Origin of the sequence: Serratia inhibens (genome assembly GCF_003591175.1) — a bacterium.
GTDB lineage: Bacteria > Pseudomonadota > Gammaproteobacteria > Enterobacterales > Enterobacteriaceae > Serratia > Serratia inhibens.
In genome coordinates this window covers 91362-106968 of sequence record NZ_QYYG01000003.1, presented here as the reverse complement: position 1 = coordinate 106968, position 15607 = coordinate 91362, and the positions used below count along the sequence as shown (strand labels likewise).

Sequence of the window (15607 nt, the reverse complement as noted above, 5' to 3'; positions counted from 1 at the left end):
CATGGAGAAAGAGATGTTAACCAATTCTTTTAAGCAGGCATTGCAGGAAAAACGCCCGCAGATTGGCCTGTGGCTGGGTCTGTGCAGCAGCTACAGCGCGGAGCTGTTGGCCGGTGCCGGCTTCGACTGGTTGCTGATCGACGGCGAACACGCGCCCAATAACGTGCAGACGGTGCTGGGCCAGTTGCAGGCGATAGCGCCTTACCCCAGTCACCCGGTGGTGCGCCCGCCGTGGAACGATGCGGTGATCATCAAACAGCTGTTGGACGTCGGTGCGCAAACCCTGTTGATCCCGATGATTCAGAATGCCGAACAAGCGCACGAGGCGGTGCGAGCCACCCGCTATCCGCCGCACGGCGTACGTGGCGTCGGCAGTGCGCTGGCGCGAGCTTCGCGCTGGAATCGGCTACCGGATTATCTGCAGCAGGCCGATGCGCAGATGTGCGTGCTGGTGCAGATCGAGACCCGCGAGGCGGTGAAAAATCTGGACGCTATCTTGCAGGTGGAAGGCGTCGACGGGGTATTTATCGGCCCGGCGGATCTGAGCGCCGACATGGGTTTTGCCGGCAACCCGCAGCACCCGGAAGTGCAACGCACCATTGACGACGCCATAGCGCGCATCGGCGCGGCCGGCAAAGCGCCTGGCATCCTGATGGCCAATCCGCAGCTGGCGCAGCATTACCTGGCCTCCGGCGCGCTGTTTGTCGCCGTTGGGGTGGATACCACCTTGCTGGCGCGTGCGGCGGAATCCCTGGCGAGCCGTTTTAAACAGGATCTGCCGCCGGCGCAACCGCCATCCCCGGGCGTTTATTAGGCGGTATCCCTTAATTGATCGTGGCACCGTCTCCGTCCCAAAAGCCCGTAATCAAGGCGGAGGGGGATGAACATAACGGGCCAATGTTCAAGCAGCCTATGTTACCGGACACAACCCTATCGGAGCCATTATGAGCAACGTCGATTCGCTGCCGCCGGTCAACCCGGCGCAGCAACATAAAGCGTTAACCGCCGCCGAGCAATCGGTGATTAAAAAGCTGTTTCGGCGACTGATTATTTTCCTGTTCGTGCTGTTTGTTTTCTCTTTCCTCGACCGCATCAACATCGGCTTCGCCGGGTTGACGATGGGCAAGGATCTCGGCCTCAGTTCGACCATGTTTGGCCTGGCGGCGACGCTGTTTTACGTCACCTATGTTGTCTTCGGCATTCCCAGCAATATCATGCTCGGGATCGTCGGTGCGCGACGTTGGATCGCTACCATCATGGTGCTGTGGGGCATCGCTTCGACCTGCACGTTGTTCGCCACCGGCCCGACCAGCCTGTATGTGCTGCGCATGATCGTCGGCATCACCGAAGCCGGTTTCCTGCCCGGCATTCTGGTGTATCTCACCTATTGGTTCCCGGCGTTTTACCGCGCCCGCGCCAACGCGCTGTTTATGATCGCCATGCCGGTGACGATGGCTATCGGTTCTCTGGTATCGGGCTACATTCTGGCGCTGGACGGGGTGCTGAACCTCAAGGGCTGGCAATGGCTGTTCCTGCTGGAAGGCATTCCTTCGGTGTTGCTGGGCGTGGTGGTGTGGTTCTATCTCGACGATACGCCGGCCAAGGCCAAGTGGCTGACCGACGAAGAAAAATCCAGCCTGAAGGCGATGATGGACGCCGACAAGCTGCAACTGGTGCAGCCCAACGGGCCGCGCAGCCAGCGGGCGATGCAGCAGCGCAGCCTGTGGCGCGAGGTGCTCACCCCGATCGTACTGATGTACACGCTGGCCTATTTTTGCCTGACCAATACCCTGAGTGCCATCAACATCTGGACGCCGCAGATCCTGCAGAGCTTCAATCAGGGCAGCAGCAATATCGTGATCGGCATTCTGGCGGCGATCCCGCAGATCTGTACCATCGCCGGCATGGTGTGGTGGAGCAAACGATCGGATCGCCTGCAGGAGCGCAAGCGGCATACTGCGCTGCCGTACCTGTTTGCCGCCGCCGGCTGGCTGTTGGCCTCGGCCACCGATCATAGCCTGATCCAACTGTTTGGGATCGTCATGGCTTCGGTGGGGTCTTTCACCGCGATGGCGATCTTCTGGACCACGCCGGATCAATCCATCAGCCTGGAAGCGCGCGCGATCGGGATCGCGGTGATCAACGCCACCGGCAATATAGGATCGGCGGTCAGCCCGCTGTTGATCGGTTGGTTTAAGGATCTGACCGGCAGTTTTAATGCCGGGCTGTATTTTGTGGCGGCGCTGTTGGTCATCGGGGCGTTGATCGTCTGGCGCATTCCGATGCAAGGCTCGCGTCCGCGGGCCACGCCATAAGCCTGATAAGGCTTGAGTTCGATGACAAAGTTGTTTTTGAATCCGAGATACTCGGGCCTAGCGCACCGAGGGGCGCTCCGGCGGGCAAGCCGCTACGACCCCTTCGGCACGCTCTCCCTAATAACGGGCTTTGTTAGCAGTCTGACGCCTAATAAAAGGCTTATCACGGATCTCATCGCTGGGGGAGGATGATGTGCAGAAAAGTACCGGTTTTATCGCCAATATCGACATCTGCAAAGAGTACGATGCGCGCTACGCCACCGATGAGGTGCATTACGAAACCTTTGCCGGGCTGGCGGCGTTTTTTGGCCGCGACATGCAGGTGCACTGGCACGACCGTTTCTTCCAGGTGCATTTTCTGGAGACCGGCAAGATTGAGTTGCAGCTCGACAGCCAGCACTATTCGGTGCAGGCGCCGCTGTTTATCCTGACGCCGCCCTCGGTGCCGCATGCGTTCTTCACCGAGCCGGTCAGTGACGGCCACGTGCTGACGGTGCGCCAGGAGCTGATCTGGCCGCTGCTGGAGCGGCTGTACCCCGGCAGCAATCTGGCGCTCGATATGCCGGGCATCTGTCTGTCGATGGCGGACGCCCCGCAGGAGTTGACGGCACTGAGCCATTACTGGGCACTGATCCGCCGTGAATTCGGCCAGCAGCTGGCCGGCCGCGAGCAGACGCTGGCGCTGCTGGCGCAGGCGGTGTTTACCCTGCTGCTGCGCAATGCCGCGTTGGAGGATACCGCCACCGGCGGGGTGCGCGGCGAGCTGAAATTGTTCCAGCGTTTCAACAAAATGGTGGATGAACGCTTCCGCGATCATCTGCCGGTGCCGGACTACGCGCAGGCGCTGGGGGTGACCGAATCACGGCTGAACGACCTGTGCCGCCGCTTCGCCAACCAACCCCCCAAACGGCTGATCTTCGACAGGCTGTTGCGCGAAGCCAAGCGTATGCTGCTGTTCAGCGCCTGTACCGTGCATGAGACCGCTTACAGTCTGGGGTTCAAGGACCCGGCCTATTTCGCCCGTTTTTTCAATCGTCTGGAAGGCTGCTCGCCTTCGACCTACCGCGCCGCGCAGCACCCCCTTTCGTAACCTGGATCACAATTCGCATCGATGGCGGCCAATCCGCCTGAAAAGTACCGGCGATTGCCGCAAAAGTCTCTTCTCGAAACCGGCGTTGGCAGCTTCAATTAAGCAACCAAAAGGAAACATATATTTAACAAAAACGAATCCACAGACGAGGATCACCCGATGAAACCAGAAGACTTTCGTGCCGACAGCAAACGCCCGTTCACCGGCGCCGAATACCTGAAAAGCCTGCAGGATGGCCGCGAAATCTATATTTACGGCGAGCGGGTGAAGGACGTCACTACCCACCCGGCGTTCCGCAATGCGGCGGCTTCGGTCGGCCAACTGTACGACTCGCTGCACGATCCGCTCAGCCAGGATCGCCTGTGCTGGAATACCGACACCGGCAACGGCGGCTACACCCACAAGTTTTTCCGCTATGCCCGCAGCCCGGAAGAAATGCGCCAGCAGCGTGACGCCATCGCCGACTGGTCGCGCCAGACCTACGGCTGGATGGGGCGCACCCCGGACTACAAGGCGGCCTTCGGCTGCGCTTTGGGGGCCTATCCGGAGTTTTACGGCCAGTTCGCCGATAACGCCCGCCACTGGTACCAGCGCATTCAGGAAACCGGTCTGTACTTTAACCACGCCATCGTCAACCCGCCGATTGACCGCCACAAGCCGGTCAACGAGGTGAAAGACGTTTATATCCAGGTGGAGAAAGAGACCGACGCCGGCATTATCGTCAGCGGCGCCAAGGTGGTGGCGACCAACTCGGCACTGACCCACTACAACTTTATCGGCTTCGGCTCCGCCCAGGTGATGGGCGATAACCCGGACTTTGCGCTGATGTTTGTGGCGCCGATGGATGCCGAAGGGGTGAAGCTTATCTCCCGCGCCTCCTATGAGCTGGTGGCCGGCGCGACCGGATCGCCGTTCGATTACCCGCTCTCAAGCCGTTTTGACGAGAACGATGCGATCCTGATTATGGATCATGTGCTGATCCCCTGGGAAAACGTGCTGATCTACCGCGACTTCGATCGTTGCCGTCGCTGGAGCACTCAGGGCGGTTTCGCCCGGCTGTTCCCGCTGCAGGCCTGTGTGCGTTTGGCGGTGAAGATGGACTTTATCACCGCGTTGTTGCAAAAGAGCCTGTCTTGTACCGGCGTGCTGGAGTTCCGTGGCGTGCAGGCCGATCTCGGCGAAGTGGTGGCCTGGCGCAACCTGTTCTGGTCGCTGAGCGATGCGATGTGCGCGGAGTCCACAAAATGGGAAAACGGCGCTTATCTGCCGGATTCCACCGCGATGCAAACTTACCGCGTGATGGCGCCGATGGCGTACACCAAGGTGAAGCACATCATCGAAAAGAACGTCACCAGCGGGCTGATTTATCTGCCGTCCAGCGTGCGCGACATGAACAACCCGGAGATCGACAAATACCTGGCTCGCTACGTGCGCGGATCCGATGGGATGGATCACGTCGAGCGCATCAAGATCCTCAAGCTGATGTGGGATGCGATCGGCAGCGAGTTCGGCGGCCGTCATGAGCTGTATGAGATCAACTATGCCGGCAGCCAGGATGAGATCCGCCTGCAGTGCCTGCGCAACGCACAGGGATCCGGTGCCATGAACCAGATGATGCAGATGGTCGACAAGTGCCTGTCCGATTACGATCAGCACGGCTGGAAAGTGCCGCACCTGCATAACAATGGCGATATTAATCAGCTGGATAATCTGCTGAAGTAATTCAGGAGGAGGGTTGTATGTCTCAGGAAAATGAACACCGTCTGCGGTTTCGCGACGCCATGGCCAGCCTGTCTGCGGCGGTGAATATTGTGACTACCGACGGCCCGGCGGGGCGCTGCGGCATCACCGCCACGGCGGTCTGCTCGGTGACCGATACGCCGCCGACGCTGCTGGTTTGCATTAACCGCAACAGCGCGATGAACCCGGTCTTCCAGGAGAATCAGCAGCTGTGCGTCAACGTGCTGAATCATGAGCAGGAGCTGATGGCGCGCCATTTCGCCGGCATGACCGACGTCAGCATGGAGGAGCGCTTCCGGCTGGAGGAGTGGCAAAGCGGCCCGTTGGGCCAGCCGGTCCTGCGCAATACGCTGGCCAGCCTGGAAGGGGAGATCGTGCAGATCCAGAGCATCGGCACCCATCAGGTGTATCTGGTGCAGATCCGCCAGATCCAGGTGAACGCCGCCGGTAACGGCCTGATCTACTTCAAACGCAACTTCCACCCGGTGATGCACGAAATGACCCTGGCCTGAGTGTTGGCGGGGCGAGCAAGCTCGCCCCGAAATTCATTCTGCGGCGCTAGCTTTTGTTGGCCGCCAAATCCCCTACCAGCCGGTTAACCGGATCGCTCATATTGGTGAATTTGGTCAGATCTGAGCGGGTTACCACCACGAAGACGCCGATATTTTTCTGCGGGATCATCGCCATATAGGTAATAAACCCGCCGCCGCCGCCGGTTTTCTGAATAATGCCCGGCAGGCCGTCCTTCGGCGCCATATACACCCAACCCAATCCCAGCGCGCTTGCCTCACCCGGCACGTCCATGCCTTTCAGCGACACCAGATCGTTGCGCTGGAAGTACATGGTTTGTTCGCTGGCCGCCGTCGATTTACGCGCGCCGGCGGTGTTGGAAGAGAGGAACTGTTGCATCCAGCGCTGCATATCGCGCGGGGTAGAATAAATCCCGCCGCTGCCGGCTGCTGCGGTGGTATCGCGACAGGCGCTTGGCCCGGCGGCGGCCACCATCAGGCGCGAGCACTGTTCGGCGCTGGGGGTGAGGGTGGTGTCTACCATGCCGAGCGGCGCGGTGATTTTTTCGCGCAGCAGGGCGCTGTAGGGTTTGTTTGCCGCCCGGGATAAAGCATCCGCCAGCAGATCGTACGCCAGGTTGGAATAGGCGGCGCGCACGCCCGGCGGCACTGCGACGTTGGCGTGTTCGAGCCACTGCCAGCGCTGCGCCTTGGTCGGCCAGGTGAACACCGGCGTTTTCGCCGGTTTTTGGCCCGGTTGCTCGCGCGGCAGCGAGCTGGTGTGGGTCGCCAGGTTCAGCAGGGTAATGGGCTGGCGCGAATTATAGGCCGGTACCGAGGCACCCGGCGGGGCGTATTTTCGCAGCGGATCGGTCAGCTTGACCCGGCCTTCCGCCGCCATTTTGACCATCACTTCGCTGGTCATCAGCTTGGTGATTGAGGCGATGCGGATCAGCGAATCCGGGCGCGGGCGCAGATCGTTGCCCGGCTTGGTATCGCCAAAGCTGCGGTTAACCACCTGATTGTTGTCAATCACCACCAGCGCCATGCCGGTGGCACCGCTGTTGAAGAAAATGTGTTCGGCATACTGGTCGACGATTTGCGAGGCCAGTTGCGGGTCGGCGGCTTGAGCGGCCAGTGGCGCGGCGCACAGGCTCAGCGCCAGCAATGAAGCGCGGAAAGAGTTCTTCAACGATCGTTATCCATGTTAAAAGGCTGCAAGGAAAGGGCCCGGGCCGTGGCGTGACGCGGCCTATATTCATCGTCTTTCAAGCTGCGGCGTCGTTACCTGCGCTCGCTGCAACTTGAAAGCCATAGGGGGCAATATGCTGCCAGTGTAATGTGCCTTGGCCCCGTCTGCATGTGGAAAAAAGAGCGGTCCGTCAAAATTTTTACCCTTGCCCCCGCCGTGCCGAAACGGCCTATTGCGCGCGGGTAAAGATGGCGATCACTTCATCCAGATGCGCTTTCATGGCCTTGCGTGCGCCGCGTACGTCCCGCGCCTCGATCGCCTCCAGGATCGCCCGGTGTTCCTGTTCTGAACGGTGCGGCATATCGTCCGGCGTATAGTGGCGTTGCAGCACGCGGAACATGCTGCCGTAGCGGTGGCCGAGCAGGTGGCCGATAACGAACGCGTAGGCCGGGTTGCCGCTGGCCTGGGCAATGCGGATGTGGAACAGCCGGTCGCCGGGATGGGTGGCCGATCCGGCGCGGTTATCGCGGCAGTTTTGCTCGTAGGCTGCCCGAATGCCCGCCAGCTCTTCGTCGGTGGCGTGGCGCGCCGCCAGCGCGGCGGTTTCCGGTTCGATCAACAAGCGGGTTTGCAGCAGCGAAAACGGCGGCAGCTCGGCGTTAAAATCCAGCTCGATATTCAGTTCATCATCGATTTCCGCCCATTGGTCGCGGCCGGCCTGCGCCATCACCGGCTCCTGCGAGGCCAAAACCGGCGCCTGCGCCCGCACGATCACTCCGTTACCGACTTTCACGTCGACCAGACCAATCACTTCCAGCGCGATCAGCGCCTCACGTACCGAGGCGCGGCTGACCTGTAACTGCTGGGCCAGATCCCGCTCGGACGGCAGGCGGCTGCCCGGCGGAAATTCATTGTTTTCGATGAGCCGCTTTAGTTGATCGGCTATCTGTCTGTAAATCCGTGGGTTTTCCAGTCGAGTGATGGGCATGGGTTACCTTGAGCCGTTTAGCGATAAGTGATTCAGCGCACAGTTATTAGTCAAGCTGCTTGAGTAATGGTTAATCAAGTGTAAAAAGTTGGTTAATCAAAATGCTGTTTTAAGTGTGTCTCATAACATTCTCACCAAACGATAACGCGTAAAGCGTCTTTTGTCATGTTAAAGGTCTGACCTTTAACCGCCTTTAATGGCCTGACCATTGGACCTTTAGGCCGAGGGAGCAAAAATGAATTTAACCGGGAAACGCGTGCTGATCACCGCCGCCGGACAGGGTATCGGCTTCAGCACCGCCAGGCTGTTCGCCGAGGCGGGCGCGGAAGTGATCGCCACCGATATCAACATCGGCCAACTGCAGGGGTTGCCCGGCATTCAGGCGCTGACGCTTGACGTCACCGATCCGGCCGCGATAGCCGCGGCGGCGGAAACCCTCGGGCCAGTCGACGTGTTGTTTAACTGCGCAGGCGTGGTGCACAGCGGGTCGATTTTGGCGTGCAGCGAGGAGCAGTGGGCGTTCGCCAACGAGCTTAACGTGACGGCGATGTTCCGCATGATCCGCGCCTTTCTGCCCGGCATGCTGGCGCGTAAAAACGGCTCGATTATCAATATGTCTTCGGTCGCCTCAAGCGTGAAAGGGGTGCCGAACCGCTTTGCTTACAGCACCACCAAGGCGGCGGTGATCGGCCTGACGCGTTCGGTGGCCGCGGATTACGTTACCCAGGGCATTCGCTGTAACGCCATCTGCCCCGGCACGGTGGAGTCGCCGTCGTTGCGCCAGCGCATTGCCGAGCAGGCGCGTGAACAGGGACGCAGTGAGGAAGAGGTTTATCAGGCGTTTGTCGCCCGTCAGCCGATTGGCCGCATCGGCACGACCGCCGAGATCGCCCAGTTGGCGCTGTATCTGGCCTCGGATGCCAGCTCTTATACCACCGGTACGGTGCAGATCATCGACGGCGGCTGGAGCAACTGATTTTTACTTTTTGCGGCGCCGCCGAAGGCGCTTCTCCGGAGGATTGAGGAATCTATGAAACTTTTACGCTATGGCGCGCCAGGACAGGAACGCCCGGGGGTGTTGGACAATCACGGCCAGGTCCGCGACCTTTCGCAGCATATCGCCGATGTTAGCGGTGCGGCGCTGCTGCCGGCATCTCTGGAAAAACTGCGTGCGCTGGATATCAACCAACTGCCGCTGGTCGAGGGGCAACCGCGCCTGGGGCCGTGCGTCGGCCACATCGGCAAGTTTATCTGCATTGGCCTCAATTACGCCGATCACGCGGCGGAAACCGGTGCGGCGATCCCCGGTGAACCTGTGGTGTTCAGCAAATGGACCAGCGCGGTGGTGGGGCCAAACGACGACGTGCAAATTCCGCGCGATTCGGTCAAAACCGACTGGGAAGTGGAGCTGGGCGTGATCATTGGCCAGGGCGGGCGTTATATCAGTGAGCAGGATGCCCTGCGCCACGTCGCCGGCTATTGCGTGATTAACGACGTTTCCGAACGTGAATTCCAGATTGAGCGCGGCGGTACCTGGGACAAGGGCAAGGGTTGCGACACCTTCGGCCCCACCGGCCCCTGGCTGGTGACCGCCGATGAAATTGCCGACCCTCACCGCCTGAACCTGTGGCTGGAAGTGGACGGCAAACGCTATCAGGACGGCAATACCAGCACCATGATCTTCCGCATTCCGCACATCATCAGCTACCTGAGCCGCTTTATGAGCCTGCAGCCGGGCGACGTGATCTCCACCGGTACACCGCCGGGTGTGGGCATGGGGCAGAAGCCGCAGCCCATCTACCTGAAGGCCGGGCAGACGATGCGCCTGGGCATCGAGGGATTGGGTGAACAGCGTCAAACAACCGTACAGGCCTGATGGGGAACCGCACCATGACGACGATTACCGCACTGCGGGTTGAAGATATTCGTTTTCCCACTTCGCTGGGGCTGGACGGATCCGACGCGATGAATCCGGATCCGGACTATTCGGCGGCTTACGTGATCCTGGAGACCGACCACGCCGATCTGCGCGGCCACGGGCTGACCTTTACCATCGGCCGCGGCAACGAGATCTGCTGCGCGGCGATCCGTGCGCTGGAGCATCAGATTGTCGGCGTCCGGCTTGAGGAGATTGCCGCCGATATGGGCGAGTTTTGGCGGCGCTTCACCAGCGATAGCCAACTGCGCTGGATTGGGCCGGACAAGGGCGCCATTCACCTGGCGACCGGGGCGGTGGTGAATGCGGTATGGGATCTGTGGGCCAAATCCGTGGGCAAACCGGTGTGGCGGCTGGTGGCGGAGATGACGCCGGAGGAGCTGGTGCGTTGCATCGATTTCCGTTACATCACCGACTGCATTACGCCGCAGGAGGCGCTCAGCCTGCTGAAGCAGCGGGCCGAGGGTAAGGAACAGCGTCTGGCGCGGCTGCTGGAGGAAGGCTATCCGTGCTACACCACCTCCGCCGGTTGGCTGGGCTACCCGGACGACAAGCTGCGTCGGCTGTGCCAGGAAGCGGTCGACGCCGGTTTCTCCTACCTGAAGCTGAAAGTGGGCCGCGACCTGGAAGACGATATCCGCCGCGTGCGCATCGCCCGCGAGGTGATTGGCCCCGACCGCCAACTGATGATCGACGCCAACCAGGTGTGGGAAGTCAACGACGCCATTCCGTGGGTGAAGCACCTGGCGTTCGCCAAACCCTGGTTTATCGAAGAGCCGACCAGCCCGGACGACGTTGAGGGGCATCGCCGCATCCGCGAAGGGATCCATCCGGTCAAGGTCGCTACCGGCGAGATGTGCCAGAACCGCATTATGTTCAAGCAGTTCATCATGCGCGGGGCGATTGACGTGGTGCAGATCGACGCCTGCCGCCTTGGCGGGGTCAACGAGGTGTTGGCGGTGATGCTGATGGCGGCGAAATACAACCTGCCGGTGTGCCCGCATGCCGGTGGCGTGGGGCTGTGCGAATACGTGCAGCATCTGTCGATGATCGATTACCTGTGCATCGCCGGTACCCACGACGGGCGAGTGATCGAATACGTTGATCACCTGCATGAACATTTTATTCATCCTTGCGACATCAGGGGCGCGGCCTACATGCCGCCGCAACACCCTGGATATTCGATCGAGATGCACCCTGCGTCGATCGAACAGTATCGGTTTCGCGGTTGAAGCGGGAGCACGGCATGCTGCGCATCGACGCTCACCAACACTACTGGCGCTACCGGCCGCAGGAGTATCCGTGGATTAGCGAACAGATGGCGGTGCTGCGCCAGGACTACGGCCCGGCGCAGCTCGAACCGCTGCTGCAACGCCACGGTTTCGACGGCGCGCTGGTGGTGCAGGCCCGCCAATGCGAGCAGGAAACCCGGACGCTGCTGGTGCAGATGCAGCAAAGCCGTGGCGTATGCGGTGTGGTGGGATGGCTGGACATTGCCGCGCCTCAGCTGCCGCAGCGGCTTGATGAACTGCGCCAACAGCCGCTGCTGCGCGGCCTGCGTCATCTGGTTCAGGATGAGCCGCAACCGGCGGCCTGGCTGGAGCGGCAGGAGGTGCGGCGCGGCATGCAGACGCTGCAGCGGCACGGTTATGTCTACGACATTCTGGTCACTCACCGGGATCTGGCGGCTGCGGCGCAGTTTGCCGCCCGGCACGACGATTACTGGCTGGTGTTGGATCATCTCGGCAAGCCGGATATCGCCCGTGGCGCGCAGCATTGGGCGCAGCAAATCAAACCGCTGGCGGCGCTGCCCCACGTGGCCTGCAAGTTGTCCGGGTTGATTACCGAAGCACCCGGCGGCGGTTGGCAGGCACAGCAACTATTGCCGTTTTTTGAGGCGGCGCTGGAGGCATTCGGCCCGCAGCGGCTGATGTTCGGTTCCGACTGGCCGGTGTGCCTGCTGGCCGGCGATTACGACCAGGTTTATCACCTGTGCGAACAGGCTGTCGCCGCCTTGAGTCCTGCACAGCAGGCGGCAATTTGGGGCGGCACTGCCAGCCGCGTTTACAGCCTGGCCAGGGGTTAGCTACGGATTAACGGAGTTGAGTTATGGATTTGTATCTGAAAGAGAAAGTGGTGATCGTCACCGGCGGTGGCTCCGGCATCGGCGCGGCCATTTCCCGCCTGCTGGCGGAAGAAGGGGCTATTCCGGTGATTGTCACCAACGCGGAGCCGGAGGCGGATTTCCTGACGGCGCTGCGCCGGTTGCAGCCGCAGAGCGAAGTGATCATCACCGATCTTTGTGAAGAAAACGACTGCCGGCGAGCGGTGGCGCAAACCCTGGCAACCTTCGGCCGCCTCGACGGGTTGGTGAATAACGCCGGGGTAAACGATGGCGTGGGGCTGGAGGCGGGACGAGAGGCGTTTGTCGGCTCGCTGGAGAAAAACCTGATTCATTACTATCTGATGGCGCACCTGTGCCGGCAGGCGTTGCAAAGCAGTAAGGGGGCCATCGTCAACATCGCGTCCAAAACCGCACTCAGCGGGCAGGGCGGTACCAGCGGTTATACCGCCGCCAAGGGCGCGGTACTGGCGTTAACGCGCGAGTGGGCGGTGTCGCTGCGCCATGAGGGCGTGCGGGTGAATGCGGTGGTGCCGGCGGAGGTGATCACGCCGCAGTATCAGCGTTGGATCAATACCTTCGAACAACCGGAGCTGCAGCTTGAGAAAATTACCGCGCGCATTCCGTTCGAACAGCGGATGACCACGCCGCAGGAAATCGCCAATACCGTGGTGTTTTTGATCTCATCGCGTTCGTCGCACACCACCGGGCAGTGGCTGTCGGTGGACGGCGGCTATTTGCATCTTGATCGGGCGATCACATGAGCGGCACGGCGGGGTTGCCGCGGCGCTTTTGCCAGGCGCTCGATCTGGTCGATTCACCGGCGCTGATTGAGGAGTATCAGCGCCACCACCAACGCATCTGGCCGGAAATTGCCGAACATCTGCGTGAGCACGGCATCCTGGATATGGAGATTTACCGGCTGGGCACCCGGTTGTTCATGATCGTTGAAGTCAGCGCCGCGTTCGATGCCGCACGGTTTGACGCCGCCGGTCTGAGCAATCCCCATGTGCAGCGCTGGGAAGCCCTGATGTGGAAATACCAGGTGGCTACCCCCTGGACGCCGCAGGGCGAAAAATGGGTGGCGATGGAGCGGATATTCTCTTTGCAACAGCAATAACAACATCTCATTACCCTACCCGAGGATATATCAATGCTTGCTGAAAAAAGTGCGGCCCCGCCACAGCTGGGCGTCAAGGCGACCTCCAATTTACGCTGGGCCTTTATCCTGGTCACCAGCCTGTTCTTTATGTGGGGGCTGTCGTATGGCCTGTTGGACGTATTAAATAAACACTTTCAGGAAACCCTGCACGTGACCAAGGCGCAGTCGGGGTTGTTGCAGGCGGCGTATTTCGGCGCTTATTTCCTGGTGGCGTTGCCCGCCGGCTATTTTATGGATAAGAAAGGTTACAAGGCCGGCATTCTGGTAGGGCTGTGTCTGTATGCCTTGGGAGCACTGTTGTTTGTGCCGGCAGCCTCCGCCAACAGCTTCGGCGCCTTCCTGTTTGCGCTGTTTGTCATTGCCTGCGGCCTGGGTTGCCTGGAAACCGCGGCCAATCCTTACGCTACGGTGCTGGGCGATACGCAGGGCGCGGAACGGCGGCTCAATCTCGCCCAGTCTTTTAACGGCCTGGGGCAGTTCATCGGGCCGATGATCGGCGGCACGTTGTTTTTCTCCGCAACCCAAGGGGCAAGCGGCGGTGACCAGAGCGCGGTGAAGGTGACTTATGTGGCGATCGCCGTGCTGGTGCTGCTGATTGCCTTGCTGTTCAGCCGCACCCGACTGCCGGATATCCGTGAGGAAGAGCAGCCGGAGCAGGGTGAAATCGCGCAAGGGTTGTGGCAGCACAAGCACTTCGTCGGCGGGGTAATAACCCAGTTCTTCTACGTAGCGGCACAGGTCGGCGTGGGGGCGTTCTTTATTAACTACGCCACCGAACACTGGAGCGATGTTTCCAACCAGAGCGCCTCCTACCTGCTCTCCATCGCCATGATTTGTTTTATGATCGGGCGCTTCTTCAGCACCTGGCTGATGGGCAGAGTGAAACCCGCCACGCTGCTGATGCTTTACTCGCTGATCAATATTCTGCTGTGCGGCGTGGTGATGCTCAGTATCGACGGGCTCTCGGTGGTGGCGCTGATTGGCGTGTTCTTCTTTATGTCGATCATGTTCCCGACCATTTTCGCCCTGGGGGTGAAAAATATGGGTAAACACACCAAGCGCGCCAGTTCCTTTATGATCATGGCGATCGTCGGCGGCGCCATCATGCCTTACTTTATGGGGGCACTGGCAGACAGATACAGCACCGCGTTGTCGTACCTGCTGCCGTTGCTGTGCTTTGCCGTGGTGTTTGTCTACGGCATGCAGCAGCGCCGCCGCTAAATCTACGGCCCGTCGGCTCAGACAGCGGCGGGCCGCAGTGGACAATCAGGGTGCAGGTTCAGCCTTGATTTTTACCCGCGCGATAACCACCAATGCCAGACCTGTGGTGGCACCGGCCATCAGGGCATTGGTTGTCAGACCATATTTATCGACAAGTTGCCCTCCTGTTACGGCGCCGATAGAAATACCGATATTAAAGAGGGCGATATAAAGAGAAGTGGCGACCTCAATGGATCGGGGGGTTACGATCATCATCCAGGTCATCAGCGATACGGAAACCCCGCCATAGGCAAGTCCCCACAACAGGGTAATAAGACCGCCGCTTACGGCGGTTCCTCCCCACCAGGAAAACAGGATGACGGCAGCAGTTAACCCGAGGGTGATCAGCGTCAGTGTCGGGCGAAGGTGTTTTGCCGCTGCGCCGCCGGCAAGAAAATTCCCGGCAATGCCGGCGAGACCGTAGGCGAACAGCAGTGGGCCAATCCAGTTGTCGTCAAAATGGGATACCGTCTGCAGCAGCGGTCGAATAAAGGTGAAAGCCATGAAATGGCCGGCGACCAACAGGACTGTCACCAGGAGTCCTGCAAGAAGCTTTGGGTTTGCCAGTTGTTCGGCGAATTGCCCTAAAGTGACGGAGTGTTCCACAGGCATTGATGGGAACGACTTGATAAGCAAGATTAGCGCCAGCAGAGCTAAAAGGGCCATCGCCAGAAAGGCGGTACGCCAGCCGAATACATCCCCCATAAATGCACCTAAGGGTACGCCTAGTACGGAAGCGGCCGCGACGCCGCCAAAAATTATCGATATCGCCAGACCAAGGGAAGATTGCGGCACCAACCGCCCTGCAACGCCCCCGGCAATGGCCCAAATCCCGCCCATGCAGAAACCGACGATGACGCGGGCGACCAGCAGCCCGTTCATACTGGTTGCCGTGGCTGAAGCAATATTAGCCGCAATCAGCAAAATGAGAAGCCAGCGGAGGATCGTCCTGCGGTTAATTCCTCCGGAGGCGAGAACAACCAGTGGAGCAAAAAAGGCGGCCAGTAGGGCGGGCAGTGAAATCATCAGGCCCGCCCGGCCAACCGTGGCGTTTAGCGTATCCGCAATGGGATTCAACAGGCCGACGGGTAACATTTCGGTGGTGACGACGGAAAATGTGGCGAGCCCGAGGGAAAATACCGCCAGCCAGCGTCTTGGGACGCCTGGTGGTTGCTCGTCGGCCTGGTGAGATGTGCTCATTAAATTTCCTCGTTTACTGGGTTTGATAGAGGGCATGGGTGGAACGAACACAGTGTATACGCGCACTATCGGGTGATAAACTGGCCTAAATGA

General features: G+C 60.2%; 15 protein-coding genes. 12 read left to right on the top strand and 3 right to left on the bottom strand.

The window, feature by feature from the left end; translation table 11 throughout:
• The first annotated feature begins 13 nt into the window (after nt 1–13).
• The 5 genes from hpaI (at nt 14) to hpaC (ending at nt 5657) form a co-directional block, all read left to right on the top strand.
• Nucleotides 14–814, top strand: coding sequence for a 4-hydroxy-2-oxoheptanedioate aldolase (gene hpaI, locus D4100_RS13295; protein ID WP_065505877.1), 801 nt, complete (start codon nt 14–16; stop codon nt 812–814).
• Between the two features lie 130 nt (nt 815–944).
• Nucleotides 945–2315, top strand: a complete 1371-nt coding sequence (gene hpaX / locus D4100_RS13290; RefSeq protein ID WP_065505878.1) for a 4-hydroxyphenylacetate permease — start codon at nt 945–947, stop codon at nt 2313–2315.
• Nucleotides 2316–2508: 193 nt separating this feature from the next.
• Nucleotides 2509–3405 carry a 4-hydroxyphenylacetate catabolism regulatory protein HpaA gene (hpaA, locus tag D4100_RS13285; RefSeq protein ID WP_006320101.1) on the top strand — a complete coding sequence of 299 codons (897 nt, stop codon included), beginning with the start codon at nt 2509–2511 and terminating at the stop codon, nt 3403–3405.
• Nucleotides 3406–3564: 159 nt separating this feature from the next.
• Entirely contained in the window at nt 3565–5127 is a 1563-nt protein-coding gene (hpaB, locus tag D4100_RS13280; protein ID WP_006320100.1) for a 4-hydroxyphenylacetate 3-monooxygenase, oxygenase component, read from the top strand.
• A gap of 17 nt (nt 5128–5144) precedes the next feature.
• The gene (gene hpaC / locus D4100_RS13275; RefSeq protein ID WP_006320099.1) at nt 5145–5657 is read left to right on the top strand and encodes a 4-hydroxyphenylacetate 3-monooxygenase, reductase component; all 513 of its coding nucleotides are present in this window, start codon (nt 5145–5147) and stop codon (nt 5655–5657) included.
• 46 nt (nt 5658–5703) lie between these two features.
• Here hpaC and ampH read toward each other — a convergent pair whose 3' ends face one another.
• Both ampH and D4100_RS13265 read right to left on the bottom strand, forming a co-directional pair.
• Complete coding sequence (ampH, locus tag D4100_RS13270; protein WP_006320098.1) at nt 5704–6846, bottom strand: D-alanyl-D-alanine-carboxypeptidase/endopeptidase AmpH; 1143 nt, start codon at nt 6844–6846, stop codon at nt 5704–5706.
• Between the two features lie 229 nt (nt 6847–7075).
• Complete coding sequence (locus tag D4100_RS13265; protein WP_006320097.1) at nt 7076–7834, bottom strand: FadR/GntR family transcriptional regulator; 759 nt, start codon at nt 7832–7834, stop codon at nt 7076–7078.
• A 235-nt stretch (nt 7835–8069) separates the two neighbouring features.
• Between D4100_RS13265 and D4100_RS13260 the strand changes: the two genes are divergently transcribed.
• From D4100_RS13260 to fucP, 7 genes are read left to right on the top strand one after another with little or no spacing between them, the layout of a single operon-like run.
• On the top strand, nt 8070–8810 hold the full coding sequence (locus D4100_RS13260) for an SDR family oxidoreductase (RefSeq protein ID WP_119804545.1): 741 nt from the start codon (nt 8070–8072) through the stop codon (nt 8808–8810).
• Between the two features lie 54 nt (nt 8811–8864).
• A complete protein-coding gene (locus tag D4100_RS13255; RefSeq protein WP_119804544.1) occupies nt 8865–9710 on the top strand; it encodes a fumarylacetoacetate hydrolase family protein in 846 nt (281 codons plus the stop codon).
• A gap of 14 nt (nt 9711–9724) precedes the next feature.
• The gene (locus D4100_RS13250; RefSeq protein ID WP_119804643.1) at nt 9725–11002 is read left to right on the top strand and encodes an L-fuconate dehydratase; all 1278 of its coding nucleotides are present in this window, start codon (nt 9725–9727) and stop codon (nt 11000–11002) included.
• A 14-nt stretch (nt 11003–11016) separates the two neighbouring features.
• Nucleotides 11017–11856, top strand: coding sequence for an amidohydrolase family protein (locus D4100_RS13245; protein WP_119804543.1), 840 nt, complete (start codon nt 11017–11019; stop codon nt 11854–11856).
• 23 nt (nt 11857–11879) lie between these two features.
• Complete coding sequence (locus tag D4100_RS13240; protein ID WP_006320092.1) at nt 11880–12656, top strand: L-fucose dehydrogenase; 777 nt, start codon at nt 11880–11882, stop codon at nt 12654–12656.
• Nucleotides 12653–13012: an L-rhamnose mutarotase gene (locus D4100_RS13235; RefSeq protein ID WP_006320091.1), complete on the top strand. Its 360-nt coding sequence runs from the start codon at nt 12653–12655 to the stop codon at nt 13010–13012. Before D4100_RS13240 ends, D4100_RS13235 begins: the two co-directional genes overlap by 4 nt.
• A gap of 33 nt (nt 13013–13045) precedes the next feature.
• On the top strand, nt 13046–14275 hold the full coding sequence (gene fucP / locus D4100_RS13230) for an L-fucose:H+ symporter permease (protein ID WP_119804542.1): 1230 nt from the start codon (nt 13046–13048) through the stop codon (nt 14273–14275).
• 45 nt (nt 14276–14320) lie between these two features.
• Here fucP and D4100_RS13225 read toward each other — a convergent pair whose 3' ends face one another.
• Nucleotides 14321–15514, bottom strand: a complete 1194-nt coding sequence (locus D4100_RS13225) for an MFS transporter (protein WP_119804541.1) — start codon at nt 15512–15514, stop codon at nt 14321–14323.
• Between the last annotated feature and the right edge of the window lie 93 nt (nt 15515–15607).